Source organism: Acidaminococcus sp. AM33-14BH (assembly GCF_003603525.1).
GTDB classification, from domain to species: Bacteria; Bacillota; Negativicutes; order Acidaminococcales; family Acidaminococcaceae; genus Acidaminococcus; species Acidaminococcus intestini.
In genome coordinates this window covers 1-16,237 of record NZ_QTNG01000013.1, presented here as the reverse complement: position 1 = coordinate 16,237, position 16,237 = coordinate 1, and the positions used below count along the sequence as shown (strand labels likewise).

Genomic DNA, 16,237 nt, shown 5'->3' with positions numbered 1-16,237 from the left:
TAACTAATAAATTAATGATCATAGCGCATTAAAACTGCTTGATGCACTTTAATCCTGTGTTCTTATAAAAATACCCATAATGAAAGGAAAAAATGATGATTCTTTGATAAACATCATGGTACTAAAAATTGAAATTCAGTGAAATCTCAATTAAAAATTTCCGTAACTTTGAAAATATTACTATAAAATTAGACAATAAAAATGTCTTTTTTGGAATGAATGATGTAGGAAAAACAAATTTTCTTTATGCATTGAGATATGTATTTGATAGGGATGTCAGAAAGCAAGAATTCATTGAAACTGATTTTTATAAAAAGAATACAGATGTCCCTATTGAGATTATTGTACAAATAGATATTAGTGATATAACGGATCCTGATAGTGAAAAAATACGTGCAAAAGTAAAAGGCGCATTGTTGAGTGATCAGGATATAGTATATATTAAGCTGTTTGCTGAATATAATGCCGCCGAAATGCAAGGAACTCCTTTGCTTTATTGGGGCGGTAATTTGGATGATCTTCAAGAAATACCTCTTAAAGGATATACTTCTGAAATCGATAATGTTTTTAATGTGGTATATATTGATGCATATGTAAATTTATACAATCTTTTTAGAAAAAATACTGCTATTCTTCTTAAAAATGATGATATTGATGATGAAACTTCAGTAAAAGATATTGAAAAATTGGTAAATAAATTAAATGATAAAATATCATCATTATCTGGAATTAAAAATTTTGAAAAACTAGTAAATCCAAAATATAATAATTTTAGGAATGATGAAATTGAGATTTCAGTTAAATCAGAACTTGCTGTTAATGGTATATATTCAAATGTTGTTCCTTACATAAAGGAAAAAGGGAGTGAAGATCTTTATCCGACATCTGGAGAGGGACGTAAAAAATTACTGGTATATTCAATATACGATATCTTAGCAAAACAAAAAGAAGAAAAGAAAATAAATCTATTTCTTATAGAAGAACCTGAAAACCATCTGCATCGATCCATGCAGATGGCATTGTCGCACAGGATTTTTGTAGAAAGTAAATACAAGTACGTTTTTCTAACCACACATTCTTCATATGTTTTAATGGATATGGATAACGTGAATCTTGTAAGAGTTTATAATGAAACAAAAATAAATTCCGCAAGCTCCTTTTATACTGTTCCTCAAGAATTTAAAACATTAAAAAAACAGTTAAATAAAGGTCTTATTGAGGCGATTTTTGCTGATCGAGTATTATTGGTCGAAGGTCCATCAGAAGAGATACTTTTTGACAAAGTTTTATCGACTCTAAAACCGTTTTATCAGGTTAATGGTATATTTATTTTGGTTACAAATGGTATTGATTTTAAACCTTACATCAGCGTTTTAGCTAAACTTAACATACCTTACTTTATTAAAACAGATAATGATTTGCGGACCACAGGACAGGATTCAAGTTATAGCCCGATTGGCTTTTTTAGACTTAATCATATACTTGAACAAGATCTCTTACCGACAGATGCTGTTGATGGAAATGAGATTGAAGTTAAACGAAGATTATATGACTTGAATAAAAAAGTGCTTGACGAGATTAGAACTGAAAAACATATATATTTATCCAAGGTTAGTTTGGAAGAGGACTTGGATGAAGTTTTGCATGATAAACTAATTGTTTATTTACCAAATGCGAATGGTGATGTTATTTCTTATCTAAAAAAACATAAAAAATATAATATGATTGAACTTGTCAATAAACTAAGTCCTGAAGACTGTAATAAAATATTTAAACACTACAATTTCGCATGCCTGGAGGAAATTTGCAAATGAGTATTTCAAAGGTTCAACAAGAGATTATAGATACTCCTGGCAATATGGTTGTTAGGGCTAGTGCGGGTACAGGGAAGACTCACACAATGGTCGCTAAGATTGCAGAGGACCTCAAGCGTAATCATACACATAAAATTATTGCAGCCATTACTTTTACAGTTAAAGCCGCAAAAGAAATAAAAGACAGGCTTAAAAGTGAAGTGAAAGACAATTTTATAGGAACGAATAATAGTTTTGCAATTGAAGAAGTAATAAAGCCCTTTGCGAAGGACGTATTTGGGAGTGGATTCAAGGAAAATATAAGTACAGATTATTCTATAAGAGGAGAAGACTTTGATGAATGCCTTTCTTACTTAAAAAATCAACAAACAATATGCTCGTATACTGATAACAAGAAAAATTTCGTGTTTGAATTGGCTTTAGAAATAATAAAAAATTCTAAGGCGTGCAGGCTTTTTTTAAAGGCTAAGTATTTTAAAATTTATATTGACGAATATCAAGATTGTGACTATGCGATGCATCAATTTTTTATGTACTTATGCAAACAATTAGATATTCATTTATTTGTGGTAGGTGATGAGAAACAATCTATTTATATATGGCGGGGAGCTTATCCTCAGGCATTTAGAAGTATTCTGGATATGCCAAATTTTAGTAAGAACAAATTGAGGGAAAATTATCGTTCTTGTCGTCAAATACAAAATTACTCTAATTTGTTAAATGAAGACACTCAAAGCCTTTATAGCCCTGAACTTGACAATTCAGCAATCATATTATTAAAAACTACTTCAAAAAAGTGGGCTAATCAGGTATATTCGCTGCTCAATAATGAAAAAAGTTGTGCATTGTTAAGATTTAAGAACGATGACGCGAAAACAGGGGCAAAAGAATTAGAACAGGCTGGAACTCATTTTACTTATGTACCTAAAACACCAATTTCAGAAATTACAACAGATGTAGCTTGGCTATACAATGCAATTGCACAGTATTTTATTCTAAAAAAATATTCTGTCTATGACTTGATGAATGAAATTCCTGAAGAGTCAATAGGGGATAGACTCGTTACTAACTATCTTACTAGAATGCTCAAGTCTATTGAATATGCCTTAAAAAATGAAAATGATGAAGATGTTATTAGAGAAGTAATTGAAATCGCAAAACATTTTGGCTATACTACAACGTCAGAAAAACATATCAGAGACATGATAAAAACAATAAGGGAAGAAGAGTATCATGCAGCTTTTTATATGGATAAACTGCAAAATATTTCTATAACATTTCATTCATCAAAAGGATTGGAATTTGACCAGGTAATTATATTTGCTGGTGACTATGGATTAGAAAAAGAAGATGACATTTACAACCACTATGTTGCAGTAACACGTGCTAAATCAAAACTCATAATTGTTAATATTACAGATTATAATGCGTGGCGTAGTGACAGATTTAGAAATAATTTAACTGCAATATTTCAAAGATCAGGTGTGTTACCACAGGATTTAATGACAGTAATAGAGATGTAAGCTCTACATTAGTTTAATTATTATTTTTTTTGCAGTGCTATCTTATTTATTTTATTAAAGGAATAATTTATCTAATCAGCCACAGCTCCAATGCAGCTCCAATAATTATTGCAGGTTCCAGCATGCGGAGAAATTAATTTCCCATATGATCCAGTAATCCTTCAAGGATAAGCGACTTCCCCTATATGGCGATGGCAGCAATGTACGTGATTGGCTTTACGTTGATGATCATTGCCGGGCTATCGATATGATTCTCCAGCATGGACGGGTAGGAGAAATCTATAACGTTGGGGCAGGGGAGGAACGCAGCAACCTCGAAATTGTTCATCTTATTTGTCGAACCTTGAATAAGCCAGAGAGTTTGATTCAGTTTGTGGAAGATAGGAAAGGGCACGATGTGCGCTATTTCCTGGATATTTCTAAGATCCGTAATGAATTGGGATGGAGTCCGGAGACAGCATTTGATGTGGGGATGGCAAAGACGATTCAGTGGTATGAGGAAGAGTATGGAGAAAATGCCCTTTAGATTATAAAGATAGATTGTGTCAATAATCTTTCGCAAATTCATTTTCAACCGTCGGTGTACAGGGTTAACTGGCAGTGAACTGGTCATCTGCCTGGCATTGAAATTCAAGTTCAAACAGATGGTCCATATTCAGGTATCTCTTGGATCCCCAGTCTGTTGATGCTACATGGCGCAACCGGGCACAGACCAGCATCAGAGCGCTCTGGCCATCTGGAAAAGCTCCAATCGCCCTTGTACGGCGCTTGATTTCCCGATTGACTGTTCTGTGGTATTGTTGGTTCGGATTCGATTCCAGTGTTCGCTAGGATAGTCCATATATGTTAAGGTTTCTTCGATGCCTTCTTCCACTTCCGCAGTTAGCTTCAATTCCCGAAGCTTCTCAGCAACCAGTGCAGCCTTTTCACGGGCTGCGGCTTTACTTTCCTGAGAATGGATTGTCTTCAACATCATAGAGACTGTACGCATCTTTGTGCTGGGCGTGACGGTAAATACATTTCTGTAGAAGTGTACAGTACAGCGCTGAAATCGCGCATCAGGGAAGACCTCAGGAATGCTTTCTAGCATGCCAAGGCACTTATCTCCAATGATGAGGCGAATGCCTTTAAGGCCTCTTTCCTTGAGCCAGACGAAGAAGTCCTTCCCGCTTTCACGGTCTTCTTTCATGCCCTCGGCGGTACCCAGGATCTCTCGATAACCTTCATGATTCACGCCAATGGCTACGAGAATAGAAACGTTTTGAATCTTACCGCCCCAGCTTCGCTTTAGCTATACACCGTCAACGTAGACGTAGAGGTACTCCTCGAGAACGCCATTCTTCGATGTGTTCATAGGCTTTCTTGTTGAGACTACTGATGGTTCCCGGAGACACCTTGGTTCCCCAAAGAGCTTCTGTGATGTCCTCTACTCGGCGAACGGAAACACCGGCTAAGTACATCTCGATCAATGCCTCTTCAACGGAGCATTCACGACGCTTGTAACGCTCTATGATGGCAGTTTGGAACTGAATGCCCTTGAGCTTGGGAACCCTGAGAGTCACATCACCTAAAGTGGTTGAGAAGTTCCTCTCATAATGACCAGAGCGGTAGCCCTTTCGGTCACCGGAACGCTCATACTTTTCTGTGTTGACGAGTTCATCAGCCTCATGATCGAGCAGAGCATTAAGGGTCTCTTCGACGCTACTGTGTGCTAGATCTTTGAGATTGTTCTTTATGAGATCCTCATTGAGTTGTATAATGTTATCAGACATAGCTATAGCCTCCTCGGTGGGTTTTGTGTGGTAACTTAATTTTACCGACGGCAATGGACTATGTCTATTTTTATATGAAATTGAATTTGCGAAACATATTATACGTTATCGAAGGTTATACCCTGCAGGATGGTACAAAACTGATGTTAAGTGAAAAAGATCAGATGTGGCTAGGATTAAACGATACGTTTTCGTTTAAGTAAAATTCGTTTTCCCATAACCAAGAAACATCAGGAAGGGAAGAACAATAAGCTAATTCAGTTCATATCTATCAAAAGAGAAATGAATAACCGCTAACTGTGAAAAACAATGGGAAAGGGGTTAGCTCGCTTTAGGATGAATCCTTAATTCAGCACTCAACTCCAATGCAAGAGCTTTGGCATTAGAAATTCGAATGAGCTGTGAAACTTCAAATTTAAAAATAATGTTCTATTATGTTGGTGGGTTTCTTTATTTCTTTATGTTGGGTGCAATTTATGAAGGCGCAATAGGCAGGTCTCAATTCCTTTAATTAGCTAGGGATTCAGGCTTATAAGAAGATACTTCATGAATCGGTGACAGAATTTATTACAGAAAGTCAAGAAATCTGGTTGTAATTTTAATGTATGGGTGTTAGAGGTAGACCAGCTATGAAATTTTTTGAATCATTTTTTAATAAAGAGCGGTGCGCTTCTACTGTAGTAGTGACAATGGGGATAACTGCGACGATTATTTTCTTATTGTACATCCATTTGGGCTTAGCACCATTTGGTCTTGCTTCATTGGCTGTAAGTGATGCAAGAATTCAATACTTGGATTTTTTCTCATTCTATAAAAGGGTTTTATCTGGAAATGAATCTGTTATCTATTCTTTTTCTAAAGGCCTAGGGAGCAGTACTTGGGCAGTCGCAGCATACTATTTATTTTCACCATTTAATTTTCTTGCAGTGTTTTTTGAACAGCAAGATTTACATGCTTTTTATGATATTTTAGTTTGCATTAAACTAATTTTATGCAGTGGAGCAATGGCTTACTATATAGAACGTCGATTCAAGGGATCCTTATCATCCTTAGCCGTTATATTACTGTCCTGTAGTTATGGTTTGATGCAGTATAATTTAGAGCAAGCTAAAAACGTCATGTGGTTAGATCCCCTCTGTGTCCTTCCATTTTTATTGTGGGAAGGACACAGACTTATTGAGGGAAGAGGGATGGCTCGTTTTTCTGTATGGGCAGCTGTTGCACTTCTATCTAATTGGTATATGGGATTTATTGTCTTGCTTTTTACAGGCATATGGCTGACTTGGGAGTATGTTTTTGAAAAGGCTGAAGGGAAGTTAATTGATAGGAATGTATTAATTTTTGTAGGGAGACTTGGGGCGGCAATTTGTCTTGGCGTAGGATTGGCTGGATTTGTTCTTGTTCCTGCATTTACTATCATGGCAACCGGTCGGGGCAGTATTGATTGGAATAGTCTGAGCCTGAGTTATAGTGGAAGCCGGATCCATTTTATTCAAGGTTTCCAAGCAGGAGCTATTAGCGGGAATAAAAAAGTTACATTATTTGTTGGATCTTATGCGTTAGTTGGAGCCCTGATTTTTTATCTGGATTCAAACTTTGGAAAGACAAGGCGGATATGGATTCTTTATTGGCTGCCTTTTTCTTTGCTTGTTTTTTATTGGGCTCCATTTTACTTTTTGTTTTCTCTTTTAAAATCGGCAACAAGTTATTGGTATAGGTATTCCTTTATTTTTAGTATTCCTATGATTTTTTGTACAGCTTCTTATCTTTCGATGCCGAAATCTAATTTCCGAAATGATAAAAGAAATTTTGCTTTACTGCTTATTTATCCTGCAATTACGATTCTGCTGAGTGTAGTTAGACCAGGTCAAAGTCAATACTTTGTATTTTTGTCGAGTTTTATTTTTGTTGTCTTGCTAGGTTATTTTTATCTTCATGGTACCGAGTACAACAAAAAATCTCGCTTTTTTAGAATATATAAGGCCATAGTGTTTGTGCTAGTTTTAGTTGAGCTTACTTTTAATGCTGGGCATGTAATGAACACTTTTAAAAATAATGATGTCTTAGCGTATCGAGCTTATGTTCAGGACGGCGTGCAGCAAGTTCAACATATAAAGGAGAATGATAAGGAAATATACCGTCTTCACCAGACGCATCCATTTTATACACAGGCTTTGAATATTACGGCCAATTTTAATGAACCATTGGCATATGGTTATTACGGTATTTCAAGCTATACTTCAAGTCCCGACAATCGCGGATTGGCCTTCCTGAATCGAATGGGATATGCACAGTGCGGGGAAAATATGAATATTACAACAGGAAGCATTTTAAGCGCAGATTCATTGTTGGGGGTTAAGTATATTTTATCACCTGTGCAACTGGAGGGATTGAAAGAGGTCTCGTGGGGGCGCATGCTGAACGATGAACGAATTTATCAGAATCCGTATATGATGCCTCTTGCTTTTACTCTGAAATCTTCAGCAGTAGCAAAAGTCCCTTATCATAATGATCCTTTCGTGTACCAAAATCTCTTATGGAGTGAGCTCTTAGGTCATCCGGTATCTATTTATAAACGGATGGAATATCAGATCAGTTCAAGCAATGAACATACGATAATTTTTGCTTTAAAGACTCCTGCTGATGGAAGCTGCCTCCTGTATGGCAATCTTCCGACAAGTGGAAATCTTGAAGGCGAACTGCTTATTAATCATCAGATTAGGCAAGGTTATTCCCGATGGCTTGCACCATCAGTATTCAACATACCACAAAACGCTTTCCCGACAGTAGAGTTGCATACGAAACAAAAAAATAATCAAGTCATTGCAAATGCCCAATTCTATTACTTGGATCTGAAAGAATGGGAAAATATATACAAAGAAGTGGAAAACAACGCTGCTCAGATCCATGCTTTTAAAAATGGAAAAGTAGAGATGGATGTTTCTGGACAACAGGGAAAGCTCCTTTTCACGTCTGTACCTTACGATAAAGGGTGGCAAATTAAGGTGAATGGAAATAGAGTTTCGCCCAAGCTTATCGAAAATTATCTCATGGCGATTCCCTTAGCGGATGGGGATAACCATGTTGTATTGACGTATCAGTTGCCAGGATTCAAAAAGGGTATTCTAGTTACCCTTCTAAGTATTCTAATCCTTATCGGCGTATCACCGCGGCACACGCATTTATTTAATTCATGATGAAGGGACGAAATGATAATGAAGTTATCTTTGGTTGTTCCTGTTTATAATGAGGAAGAAGCTATTCCCGTGTTCTATAAAGCAATTTCTAGTTATGTTTCTTTGAATGCGTATGAGTTAGAGCTTATCTTCGTCAACGATGGAAGTAAAGATCAGACGGAAACCTTGATATATGAGCTGGCACGGAAAGATTCCCGTGTTGTTCCACTTTCTTTTACGCGAAACTTTGGAAAGGAAGCTGCCCTTATGGCAGGGTTATCATTTGCTACAGGCGACGCTGTTATTCCTATCGATGTGGATTTGCAGGACCCAATTGAGGTCATTCCAGAACTGATCGAGCGCTGGGAGATGGGCGCCGATGTCGTGCTGGCAAAAAGAATCGACCGCACGACAGATTCGTATTTAAAACGGAAAACAGCAGAATGGTTCTATAAATTCAATAATAAGATCAGTGATCTCAAGATAGAAGAGAACGTAGGTGATTTTCGACTTCTTGATAGAGCCATTGTGGATGAAATCAAAAATCTTCCAGAACGCAATCTATTTATGAAAGGAATTTTATCATGGGTTGGCGGCACCGTTGATGTCGTTCCATATAAGCGTGCGGAAAGAGCTGCAGGAAAAACAAAATTCAATGGTTGGAAATTATGGAACCTAGCTCTTGAAGGGATTACGAACTTCTCGACTGTATTGCTTCATATCTGGTTCTATATCGGAATGATCATCGCTGCAGGAGCTTTGCTGTATGGCGCCTATATGATTCTCTCGAAACTTCTTTTTGGAAACCCTGTTCCTGGGTATCCGTCCCTCATTGTATCCATCTTGTTCATCGGCGGTATCCAGCTTATTGGGATGGGGCTTATGGGAGAGTACCTCGGAAGAATCTATTTGGAGACGAAGAGACGGCCGAGGTATGTTTTAAAACACAGTGAGTTTATGAAGAATGGAACGCGGTCTAGAGCGCAGCAACCTTAAAATTGTTCGTCTTAGTTGTCGAAGCTTGAATAAGACAGAGAGTTTGATTCAGTTTGTGGAAGATAGGAAAGGGCACGATGTGCGCTATTCCCTGGATGTTTCCAAGATTCATAATGAATTGGGATGGGGTCCGGAGACAGCTTTTGATGTGGGGATGGCGGAGACGATTCAGTGGTATGAGGAAGAGTATGGAGAAAATTCCCTTTAGATTATAAAGATAGATTGTGTCAATAATCTTTCGCAAATTCATTTTCAACCGTCGGTGTACAGGGTTAACTGGCAGTGAACTGGTCATCTGCCTGGCATTGAAATTCAAGTTCAAACAGATGGTCCATATTCAGGTATCTCTTGGATCCCCAGCCTGTTGATGCTACATGGCACAACCGGGCACAGACCAGCATCAGAGCGCTCTGGCCATCTGGAAAAGCTCCAATCGCCCTTGTACGGCGCTTGATTTCCCGATTGACTCGTTCCGTGGTATTATTGGTTCGGGTTCGATTCCAGTGTTCGCTAGGATAGTCCATATTTGTTAAGGTTTCTTCGATGCTTTCTTCCACTTCCGCAGTTAGCTTCAATTCCCGAAGCTCCTCAGCAACCAGTGCAGCCTTTTCACGGGCTGCGGCTTTAGTTTCCTGAGTCTAAAATTTCAAAAACTCTGAAAATCGAAATTTTGCATAAAACGTGCAAAAAATCCAATGAGATTGACAAATTAGGTTCGTGTTATATATAATTATATAAGAAGATTATTTTTGCATGTGAACTGGGAGGTGGATCATGTTACTGCAATTTACTGTAAAAAATTTCATGTCCATAAAGGATGAAGTAACTCTGAGTTTGCTGGCTAATCCGAGTGTTCATGAGCATGAAGACATCCTTATCAGTCACAAAAATGAGAAGCTTCTGCCTATTGCATCTATTTATGGAGCAAATGCGGCGGGAAAGAGCAATCTTTTTAGAGCGATTTCAACGGCTATTAAGGCCATTCGCTATTCGAATTACCGGCAAATTGATCGGCCTATCGGTGGAATCATTCCTTTTGCAATGGATCCTAAAACCGTTAAGCAACCGACTTCTTTCGATTTTATATTCATTACAAAAGGTAAAAAATACCAATATGGTTTTTCAGCTACAAATCAGGCCATTATTGATGAATACCTTTATGAATTTCGTACTTCTCGTTCTTCTAAGATATTTGAACGCAGTCAATCCAATAAGTACAGCTTTACCAAGAAGAATGAAGATGAGTTTAACTCCTATGTTTCTAAAAATTCACCGAATAAACTATTCCTTTCTACAGCCACTAGTTGGAATTGCAAACTGACAAAAGATGCTTATACGTGGTTTTCTGAGAGCATTGATGTTTTTGATTCAAACTTTATCGCCGATTATGGAATGCAAATTCTTGAAGAAGGCAATGAAGAAGGCAAAGAATTTTTACGTAAAAAATTACAAGAGGCAGATTTTAATATAGATGGATACGTCCTCAAAGTAAGAGAAACGAACTTTGAGAATCTCAATCAATCAGCAATGCCTGAGGAAGCCTATGAAGTTATGAAAAAACTTTTAAAGGATTATAAGGGCAAAGAAGTAGAATTCAACGTATCTCATTCGGTTGTCGATAAAGACGGCCATCGCTCTTCGTATAGTTTGCCTTTTCAACTTGAATCAGAGGGAACCAAAAGAATGTTCTTTTATGGAATATCTTTCTGGAAAGCACTTAAATTAGGTAAAACTATCTTCATCGATGAACTAGATAATAGTATGCATCCCCTTCTTGTGAAATTCCTATTAAAAACTTTCAATGATATAAAAACTAATCCAAATCATGCTCAACTTATTTTTTCAACCCATGATGTTAGTTTACTATCTTTAAAAGAATTTAGGCGCGATCAGATTTATTTTGTCGAAAAAGATAGAAAATCTGCGGTCAGCACATTTTATCCCCTAGATGAATTTTCACCAAGAAAAACTGAAAATGTCCAGAGAGGATATCTGCAAGGCCGTTATGGAGCTATTCCGGTTATTAACCAGGAGGACCTCCAATGGTAGCATTTATGCAGAAAAGCAGAGGAAAGCGCCTGAGAAAACGAAAGAAGATTATTTTTATTGGGGCTGAAGGAAAGAATAAAACAGAAACAAAATATTTCAATTCATTCAATCGACTTCAGGATACTTATATTGTTAAATTTGCGCGCAATAATCGTACGGATCCTAAGGGAATGGTTACTTCCATCCATAAAGAAGCATCGACGGAAGGTATTACTGGACGCAATGGCGATGAGGTGTATGTCTTGCTGGATGCTGATTCAGAGCAATATAAAAAGGAACAGATCAAAGAAGCAATTTCAATAGGCAAAAATAAAAATGTAAATGTTATCATATCAAATCCATGCTTTGAGCTATGGCTCTTATTACATTTTGAATACACGACAAAGTATTTCTCTAGCAATCGTGAATTGATAAAAGAACTAAAACGTTATATTAAAAACTACGAGAAGAATTTAGATGTCTTTACTATGCTTGAAGATAAGCAAATGGATGCTCTGAAAAATGCTAAGAAGTTGCATTCAGTTCATGCAGAGACAAGGAAACAATTAGGATATGTTCAAAATCCTGAAACTGATATTGATATCTTAGTTGATAAGTTGAAATCTTGAATAAAAATGGTAGAAATCGGTTATAACAAATACACTGGTTTCTTTGTAAAATATGAAGATGCTATATCGTAAATTCCTTTACGAAAGGATACGGGGAGATGGACTTTTATTTGACGAAGAAAATGCGGGATGCTTGTCCGAAGATTGTTGCTGTGGAATCATAAGGCGCAGCTCAAGCTGGCGCATCACATTATTGAAGTGCTTAAGAAATTTCAAGTTCGTGAAGAAATCTGTATAAGATGAAGGTTTTTGATAGCGTCACGGGTGATCATTAGCATTCTTTAATAAACGCTGTACTTGGCGATTTTCCTCCTTCTTAAAAATGAATGTGTGCTGCTTTCATTTTGAGAAGGAGTTTTTGTGGTTCTTTGTCAAATTTTGGGGTGCTAAAGTGTCTATGCACTCCTGGAGAGGACATGCACTGAAGACAGTGCGTGTCCTTTTTCGTTGCGGGTATTGATGTACAAGATCCTATTACGAAAGCGCTCAAAATTGCGCAGACCAAATGAGATCCGTTTTAACACCTTGGTTTTATTGCTGCAGCCTTCAGTAAAGCCGTTGGAGTAGATATATAAGGTCACTCCTGATCTCTGGCAAAAAGACCGTATCGTGAGGCCTGAACCGAACGTAGACATGAGTTCGGTTCAGGGCTTTTTGTAGGTTGAATTCTTTTCTTTAGTTTTGCTGAAATAGCGTGATATTTATCCGATAGGATCTTTTACCATTTCATCCATATGATTATGATTACAATGAAATTAAGAAACGATTACCTTCTTTTAAGCACTGTCCGTCTTCGTGTTTTGCCTCTGAGCTCGACTCGTAGAGTCGATCCGCCCCACCAGGGCGGGGGACCGAAACCGGGAAGTTTCCATAAGCATTTATCATTAAAATTTCCCGGTTTTGGTGGTGGATGAGGAACGGCAGTGACGTCTCCATACGAACGGCAGTGAGGCAGATTCGCCCGGAGTTTCGAAGATCGCTTTTGAAGCGGAGCGAAAGTCGAGAAACATGTGTGAGGGCGAGTTTCATTCGGACCCGTTCCCCCGTAAGGAGGCGGTTTGGGTCCGGCGTTTTCTCTTTGTTCTCTGGTCTTTTTTCGTTTACTTAGTATGTGGAAATAGGGAAAAGACTAAAATGGGACGATTTCAGTACAAGATAGGGATCATGATTTTCGATTTTTTCATTGACAGGTTTGGACTGCCTAACTATAATAAAATGCGAATGCGAACTATTTGCAAGTTAGGAGCTGAATCAATTGAGGAAATGGATCGTTTTATTTTTGATGGCATTTTGTTTTTTAGGTAGGGCAGAGGCAGCGGGACATATTGAAGGAGTCTCCTATGGTGTCAATCAGGAAGGCCAGCTGCGGGTTGTCATTGAATCGGATCAGGCACTTCCATATAAGACCAAGATTTTAGAGGGGGAGGCCCATATTTTTGTTAAGGGAACGCTGGATCCATCCATTGTCCCTATTTATCATCCTCGTGAATCCACCCATGTGAAAACGGTTCGTTTGCAAAAGACACCAAAGGGCACGCTGATTCATATTCATACGGATGAAAATCCGACGCGCGCTGATTTCAAGGTTTTTGCTTTGAAGGCTGATCCTGCTACAAAACGACCTTACCGCATCGTCATTGATGTCGCCCCTGTATTTGAGCGAGGATATCGTGTGGGAGGCGGCCTTAAGGGCAAACGCATCACCCTTGATCCTGGTCATGGCGGTTCGGACCCTGGTACCCATGGGCTTGAAAGCGGGCTCAAGGAAAAGGAAGTAACTTTGCCGCTTGCCCTGCGTGTCAAGAAGCTCCTTGAACAAAAGGGGGCGGTCGTTTATCTGACTCGGTATAGTGACCGGGATGTCTATGGCCCGACTGCAACAGATCAGCAAGAGCTCCAGGCAAGGGTGGATGTAGCTGAAAAGTCCGGATCTGACCTATTTTTGAGCATCCACTGCAATGCAAGTACGGATCGAAGCGTCGGTGGTTATTCTACGTATTACACGCCAAAGACTCCGTATGACAAGAAACTGGCAGATGCGCTTCAAAAGGAGCTCATGCAGACGGCCGATGTGACCGACCGCGGCATTTTTGATTCAAGGCTCTATGTCAACCGCAAGTCGACGATGCCAAGTGCGCTCGTAGAGTGTCTTTTTATGACAAATGCAAGGGAAGAACAAATGCTTTTGAGCGATGCGTTCCTTGATAAGATTGCAGAAGCAATCGCTAGAGGAATTGAACAGTTTGAGGGGTGAGGGGCACGCTGATCTGGAGAATCGGAGCGATTTTTGCTCCGAGTAAAAAAGGACGGGGGAGCGGAGCGCAAGTCCGAGAAACATGTGTGAGGGCGAATGAAGTTCCGCCCCCTCCCGTAGGGCGGTTTGGGGCGGTGCGTTACGGTCTTTTGCCTTCCCGTTTTTCCCCTCCCAAATCCACCATGAAGAATTTTCTTTTCCCTTCCTTTTATGATAAGATAGGGAGGGTAGAAAATTCATCCGCCGATGCGGTGGGAGAGGGACGGACACGTTGTTATGGAGAACTTGATTGTTGCTTTTTCGGCAGTTGCACCGCTGATTTTTTTTATGCTGGTTGGCTATGGGTTCCGCAAAAAGGAAAAGTTTGACGACTCGGTGATTTCCAATTTCAATAAGCTCATTTTTCAGATTCTTTTACCGGTCAATATGCTCATGAGCGTCTATCGGTCCGATATCAAGAATACGCTGGATCCGAGGATGCTTTTTTATGCCATCGGCGCACTGCTTACGGTCTATGTCATTGGTTTTGTTTCGACCTGCGCTTTTGTGAAGGAAAATCGCAAGCGAGGTGCCATGATCCAGGCCCTTTACCGCAGCAATTTCCTGCTTTTGGGGGTCCCCATTGTAGAAAATATCTATGGTACGGACCATATTGGCATGCCTCTTTTATTATCCGCGTTCATTATCCCCATCTATAATGTGCTTGCCGTTTTTACACTTGAAACGTTCCGTGGAAACCGTCATGGTTTTCACCCAGGGACGATCCTTATGGGCATCATAAAAAACCCCATGATCATTGGGGCTATTTTAGGCTTTGCCTTAAAGCTCCTGCCGCCTTTGCCACCCCTTGCGGTTAAAACGCTGCGTCAACTGGCTGCTTGTACGACGCCCGTTGCTTTGGTAGTCCTCGGGGCTTCTTTCAATTTTTCCGGAGCTGTTAAGGAAATCAAGGAAGTGGCCTTCTGTGTTGTGGGTCGTCTTCTCATTGCGCCTTTCCTCACCCTCGGCGGAGCCATCCTGATTGGAATTAGGGGCATCCCGCTGGCGTCCATTATGGCCATGACCATTACTCCTTGTGCTGTGGCTTCCTTTGCTATGGCCCAACAGATGGACAGTGATGGGGAACTTGCAGGCAACGCCCTTGTCTTTACGACGATCTTTTCGGCACTGACCATGTTCCTTTGGGTTTATGTATTGAAAGAAATCGGGGTTTTGTAATAAAATAAAAGCATCACGATTAATTGGAGTGAATATTATGGAAAGTAAAGGAAAACTTGTTCCTAAGAACGAACGGATCCTGCGGGCTGCAGAAGCCGTTTTTTCGAAAAAAGGATACCGCCAAGCAACGCTCGATGAAATCGTAAAAATCGCCGATACGGGAAAGGGAACCGTTTACAAATATTTCAATAATAAGGAAAATCTTTTTTATACGCTTATCCATATGAAAAATGAAGTGCTTCTTGATGCCCTTCGTCACAGTGTGTATGAGTATACTACGTTTGAAGACCGCTTTCGTCATTATTTTCGGGCCTTGACCTTGTTCCTTGATAAAAACATTGTGCTCTGGTCCGTTCTCCTTCTTGAAATCATGTCCCCCCAGGCTGGCTGGCAGCTGATCTGGAATGATGAGAAAGAGGATTATGATGTTGTGACCCGTTGGGGCAAGGACCCTTCTTTGGCTGAGATCGAGACCCAGCGCCGGTATTTTGATATCATCCGCAGTGAAGTGGAACAGTTGCGGAGAATCTTTCAGCGCGGTGTCGATGACAAGTTTCTGAAACCGGTGGGGGACATGAAACGCATGTCCGGCAATATTTATTTTTCCTACACCATGACTATTTTGCAGGGCTTTATCACGCCAACCAACATGGATGAAGCGATCGAGCTTTTCCTCGATCGTTTCCTTCATGGCCATTGCAACCAAAAGGGGTAGCATGTGGTGTACGAATGAAACAACAGAGGAGGCTTTCCTTCGGGACGGCCTCTTTTTTGTGGTTCTATAATAAATGTTGGGGTGAGGAAATATTCTTTCCTCACCCCATTTT

General features: G+C 39.4%; 11 protein-coding genes and 4 pseudogenes. 12 read left to right on the top strand and 3 right to left on the bottom strand.

What is annotated here, in order from left to right; all coding sequences use genetic code 11:
- Positions 1-128: 128 nt before the first annotated feature.
- From DW817_RS09145 to DW817_RS09135, 3 genes and pseudogenes are all read left to right on the top strand, one after another.
- Positions 129-1,814 (top strand): ATP-dependent endonuclease, encoded by a 1,686-nt coding sequence (locus tag DW817_RS09145; protein WP_021736807.1) that lies wholly within the window; start codon positions 129-131, stop codon positions 1,812-1,814.
- Positions 1,811-3,337: a UvrD-helicase domain-containing protein gene (locus DW817_RS09140; protein WP_120112195.1), complete on the top strand. Its 1,527-nt coding sequence runs from the start codon at positions 1,811-1,813 to the stop codon at positions 3,335-3,337. Before DW817_RS09145 ends, DW817_RS09140 begins: the two co-directional genes overlap by 4 nt.
- Positions 3,338-3,434: 97 nt before the next feature.
- A pseudogene (locus DW817_RS09135) lies at positions 3,435-3,863 on the top strand (GDP-mannose 4,6-dehydratase); the annotation flags it as partial.
- Positions 3,864-3,927: 64 nt separating this feature from the next.
- On the opposite strand, the pseudogene DW817_RS09130 reads toward DW817_RS09135, so the two are convergent.
- A pseudogene (locus DW817_RS09130) lies at positions 3,928-5,109 on the bottom strand (IS256 family transposase).
- Between the two features lie 110 nt (positions 5,110-5,219).
- Between DW817_RS09130 and DW817_RS11110 the strand changes: the two are divergent.
- From DW817_RS11110 to DW817_RS11105, 4 genes and pseudogenes are all read left to right on the top strand, one after another.
- Positions 5,220-5,312 (top strand): annotated as a pseudogene (locus tag DW817_RS11110) (dTDP-4-dehydrorhamnose 3,5-epimerase); the annotation flags it as partial.
- Positions 5,313-5,738: 426 nt separating this feature from the next.
- Positions 5,739-8,306, top strand: a complete 2,568-nt coding sequence (locus DW817_RS09120) for a YfhO family protein (RefSeq protein ID WP_021736828.1) — start codon at positions 5,739-5,741, stop codon at positions 8,304-8,306.
- A gap of 18 nt (positions 8,307-8,324) precedes the next feature.
- Complete coding sequence (locus DW817_RS09115; RefSeq protein ID WP_120112278.1) at positions 8,325-9,281, top strand: glycosyltransferase family 2 protein; 957 nt, start codon at positions 8,325-8,327, stop codon at positions 9,279-9,281.
- Between the two features lie 79 nt (positions 9,282-9,360).
- Positions 9,361-9,489: a hypothetical protein gene (locus tag DW817_RS11105; RefSeq protein ID WP_243634114.1), complete on the top strand. Its 129-nt coding sequence runs from the start codon at positions 9,361-9,363 to the stop codon at positions 9,487-9,489.
- Positions 9,490-9,553: 64 nt separating this feature from the next.
- Here the strand turns inward: DW817_RS11105 and DW817_RS09105 are convergent.
- Positions 9,554-9,916: pseudogene (locus DW817_RS09105) on the bottom strand (transposase); the annotation flags it as partial.
- 139 nt (positions 9,917-10,055) lie between these two features.
- Between DW817_RS09105 and DW817_RS09100 the strand changes: the two are divergent.
- The gene (locus DW817_RS09100; protein ID WP_021736811.1) at positions 10,056-11,330 is read left to right on the top strand and encodes an ATP/GTP-binding protein; all 1,275 of its coding nucleotides are present in this window, start codon (positions 10,056-10,058) and stop codon (positions 11,328-11,330) included.
- The gene (locus DW817_RS09095) at positions 11,324-11,938 is read left to right on the top strand and encodes an RloB family protein (RefSeq protein ID WP_021736804.1); all 615 of its coding nucleotides are present in this window, start codon (positions 11,324-11,326) and stop codon (positions 11,936-11,938) included. Before DW817_RS09100 ends, DW817_RS09095 begins: the two co-directional genes overlap by 7 nt.
- Positions 11,939-12,333: 395 nt before the next feature.
- On the opposite strand, the gene DW817_RS09090 is transcribed toward DW817_RS09095, so the two are convergent.
- Entirely contained in the window at positions 12,334-12,573 is a 240-nt protein-coding gene (locus DW817_RS09090; protein WP_369794615.1) for a transposase, read from the bottom strand.
- 647 nt (positions 12,574-13,220) lie between these two features.
- Between DW817_RS09090 and DW817_RS09085 the strand changes: the two genes are divergently transcribed.
- The 3 genes from DW817_RS09085 (at position 13,221) to DW817_RS09075 (ending at position 16,125) form a co-directional block, all read left to right on the top strand.
- On the top strand, positions 13,221-14,192 hold the full coding sequence (locus DW817_RS09085; protein WP_014128405.1) for an N-acetylmuramoyl-L-alanine amidase: 972 nt from the start codon (positions 13,221-13,223) through the stop codon (positions 14,190-14,192).
- 276 nt (positions 14,193-14,468) lie between these two features.
- Complete coding sequence (locus DW817_RS09080; protein ID WP_009015918.1) at positions 14,469-15,410, top strand: AEC family transporter; 942 nt, start codon at positions 14,469-14,471, stop codon at positions 15,408-15,410.
- 37 nt (positions 15,411-15,447) lie between these two features.
- On the top strand, positions 15,448-16,125 hold the full coding sequence (locus tag DW817_RS09075; protein WP_016459550.1) for a TetR/AcrR family transcriptional regulator: 678 nt from the start codon (positions 15,448-15,450) through the stop codon (positions 16,123-16,125).
- Positions 16,126-16,237: the final 112 nt, after the last annotated feature.

Bases quoted from the DNA above. Each gene is read 5' to 3' on its own strand.
- DW817_RS09140 (WP_120112195.1), top strand. From the start codon at position 1,811: ATGAGTATTTCAAAGGTTCAACAAGAGATTATAGATACTCCTGGCAAT.
- DW817_RS09120 (WP_021736828.1), top strand. From the start codon at position 5,739: ATGAAATTTTTTGAATCATTTTTTAATAAAGAGCGGTGCGCTTCTACT.
- DW817_RS09115 (WP_120112278.1), top strand. From the start codon at position 8,325: ATGAAGTTATCTTTGGTTGTTCCTGTTTATAATGAGGAAGAAGCTATT.
- DW817_RS09100 (WP_021736811.1), top strand. From the start codon at position 10,056: ATGTTACTGCAATTTACTGTAAAAAATTTCATGTCCATAAAGGATGAA.
- DW817_RS09095 (WP_021736804.1), top strand. From the start codon at position 11,324: ATGGTAGCATTTATGCAGAAAAGCAGAGGAAAGCGCCTGAGAAAACGA.
- DW817_RS09090 (WP_369794615.1), bottom strand. From the start codon at position 12,573: ATGTCTACGTTCGGTTCAGGCCTCACGATACGGTCTTTTTGCCAGAGA.
- DW817_RS09085 (WP_014128405.1), top strand. From the start codon at position 13,221: ATGGCATTTTGTTTTTTAGGTAGGGCAGAGGCAGCGGGACATATTGAA.
- DW817_RS09080 (WP_009015918.1), top strand. From the start codon at position 14,469: ATGGAGAACTTGATTGTTGCTTTTTCGGCAGTTGCACCGCTGATTTTT.
- DW817_RS09075 (WP_016459550.1), top strand. From the start codon at position 15,448: ATGGAAAGTAAAGGAAAACTTGTTCCTAAGAACGAACGGATCCTGCGG.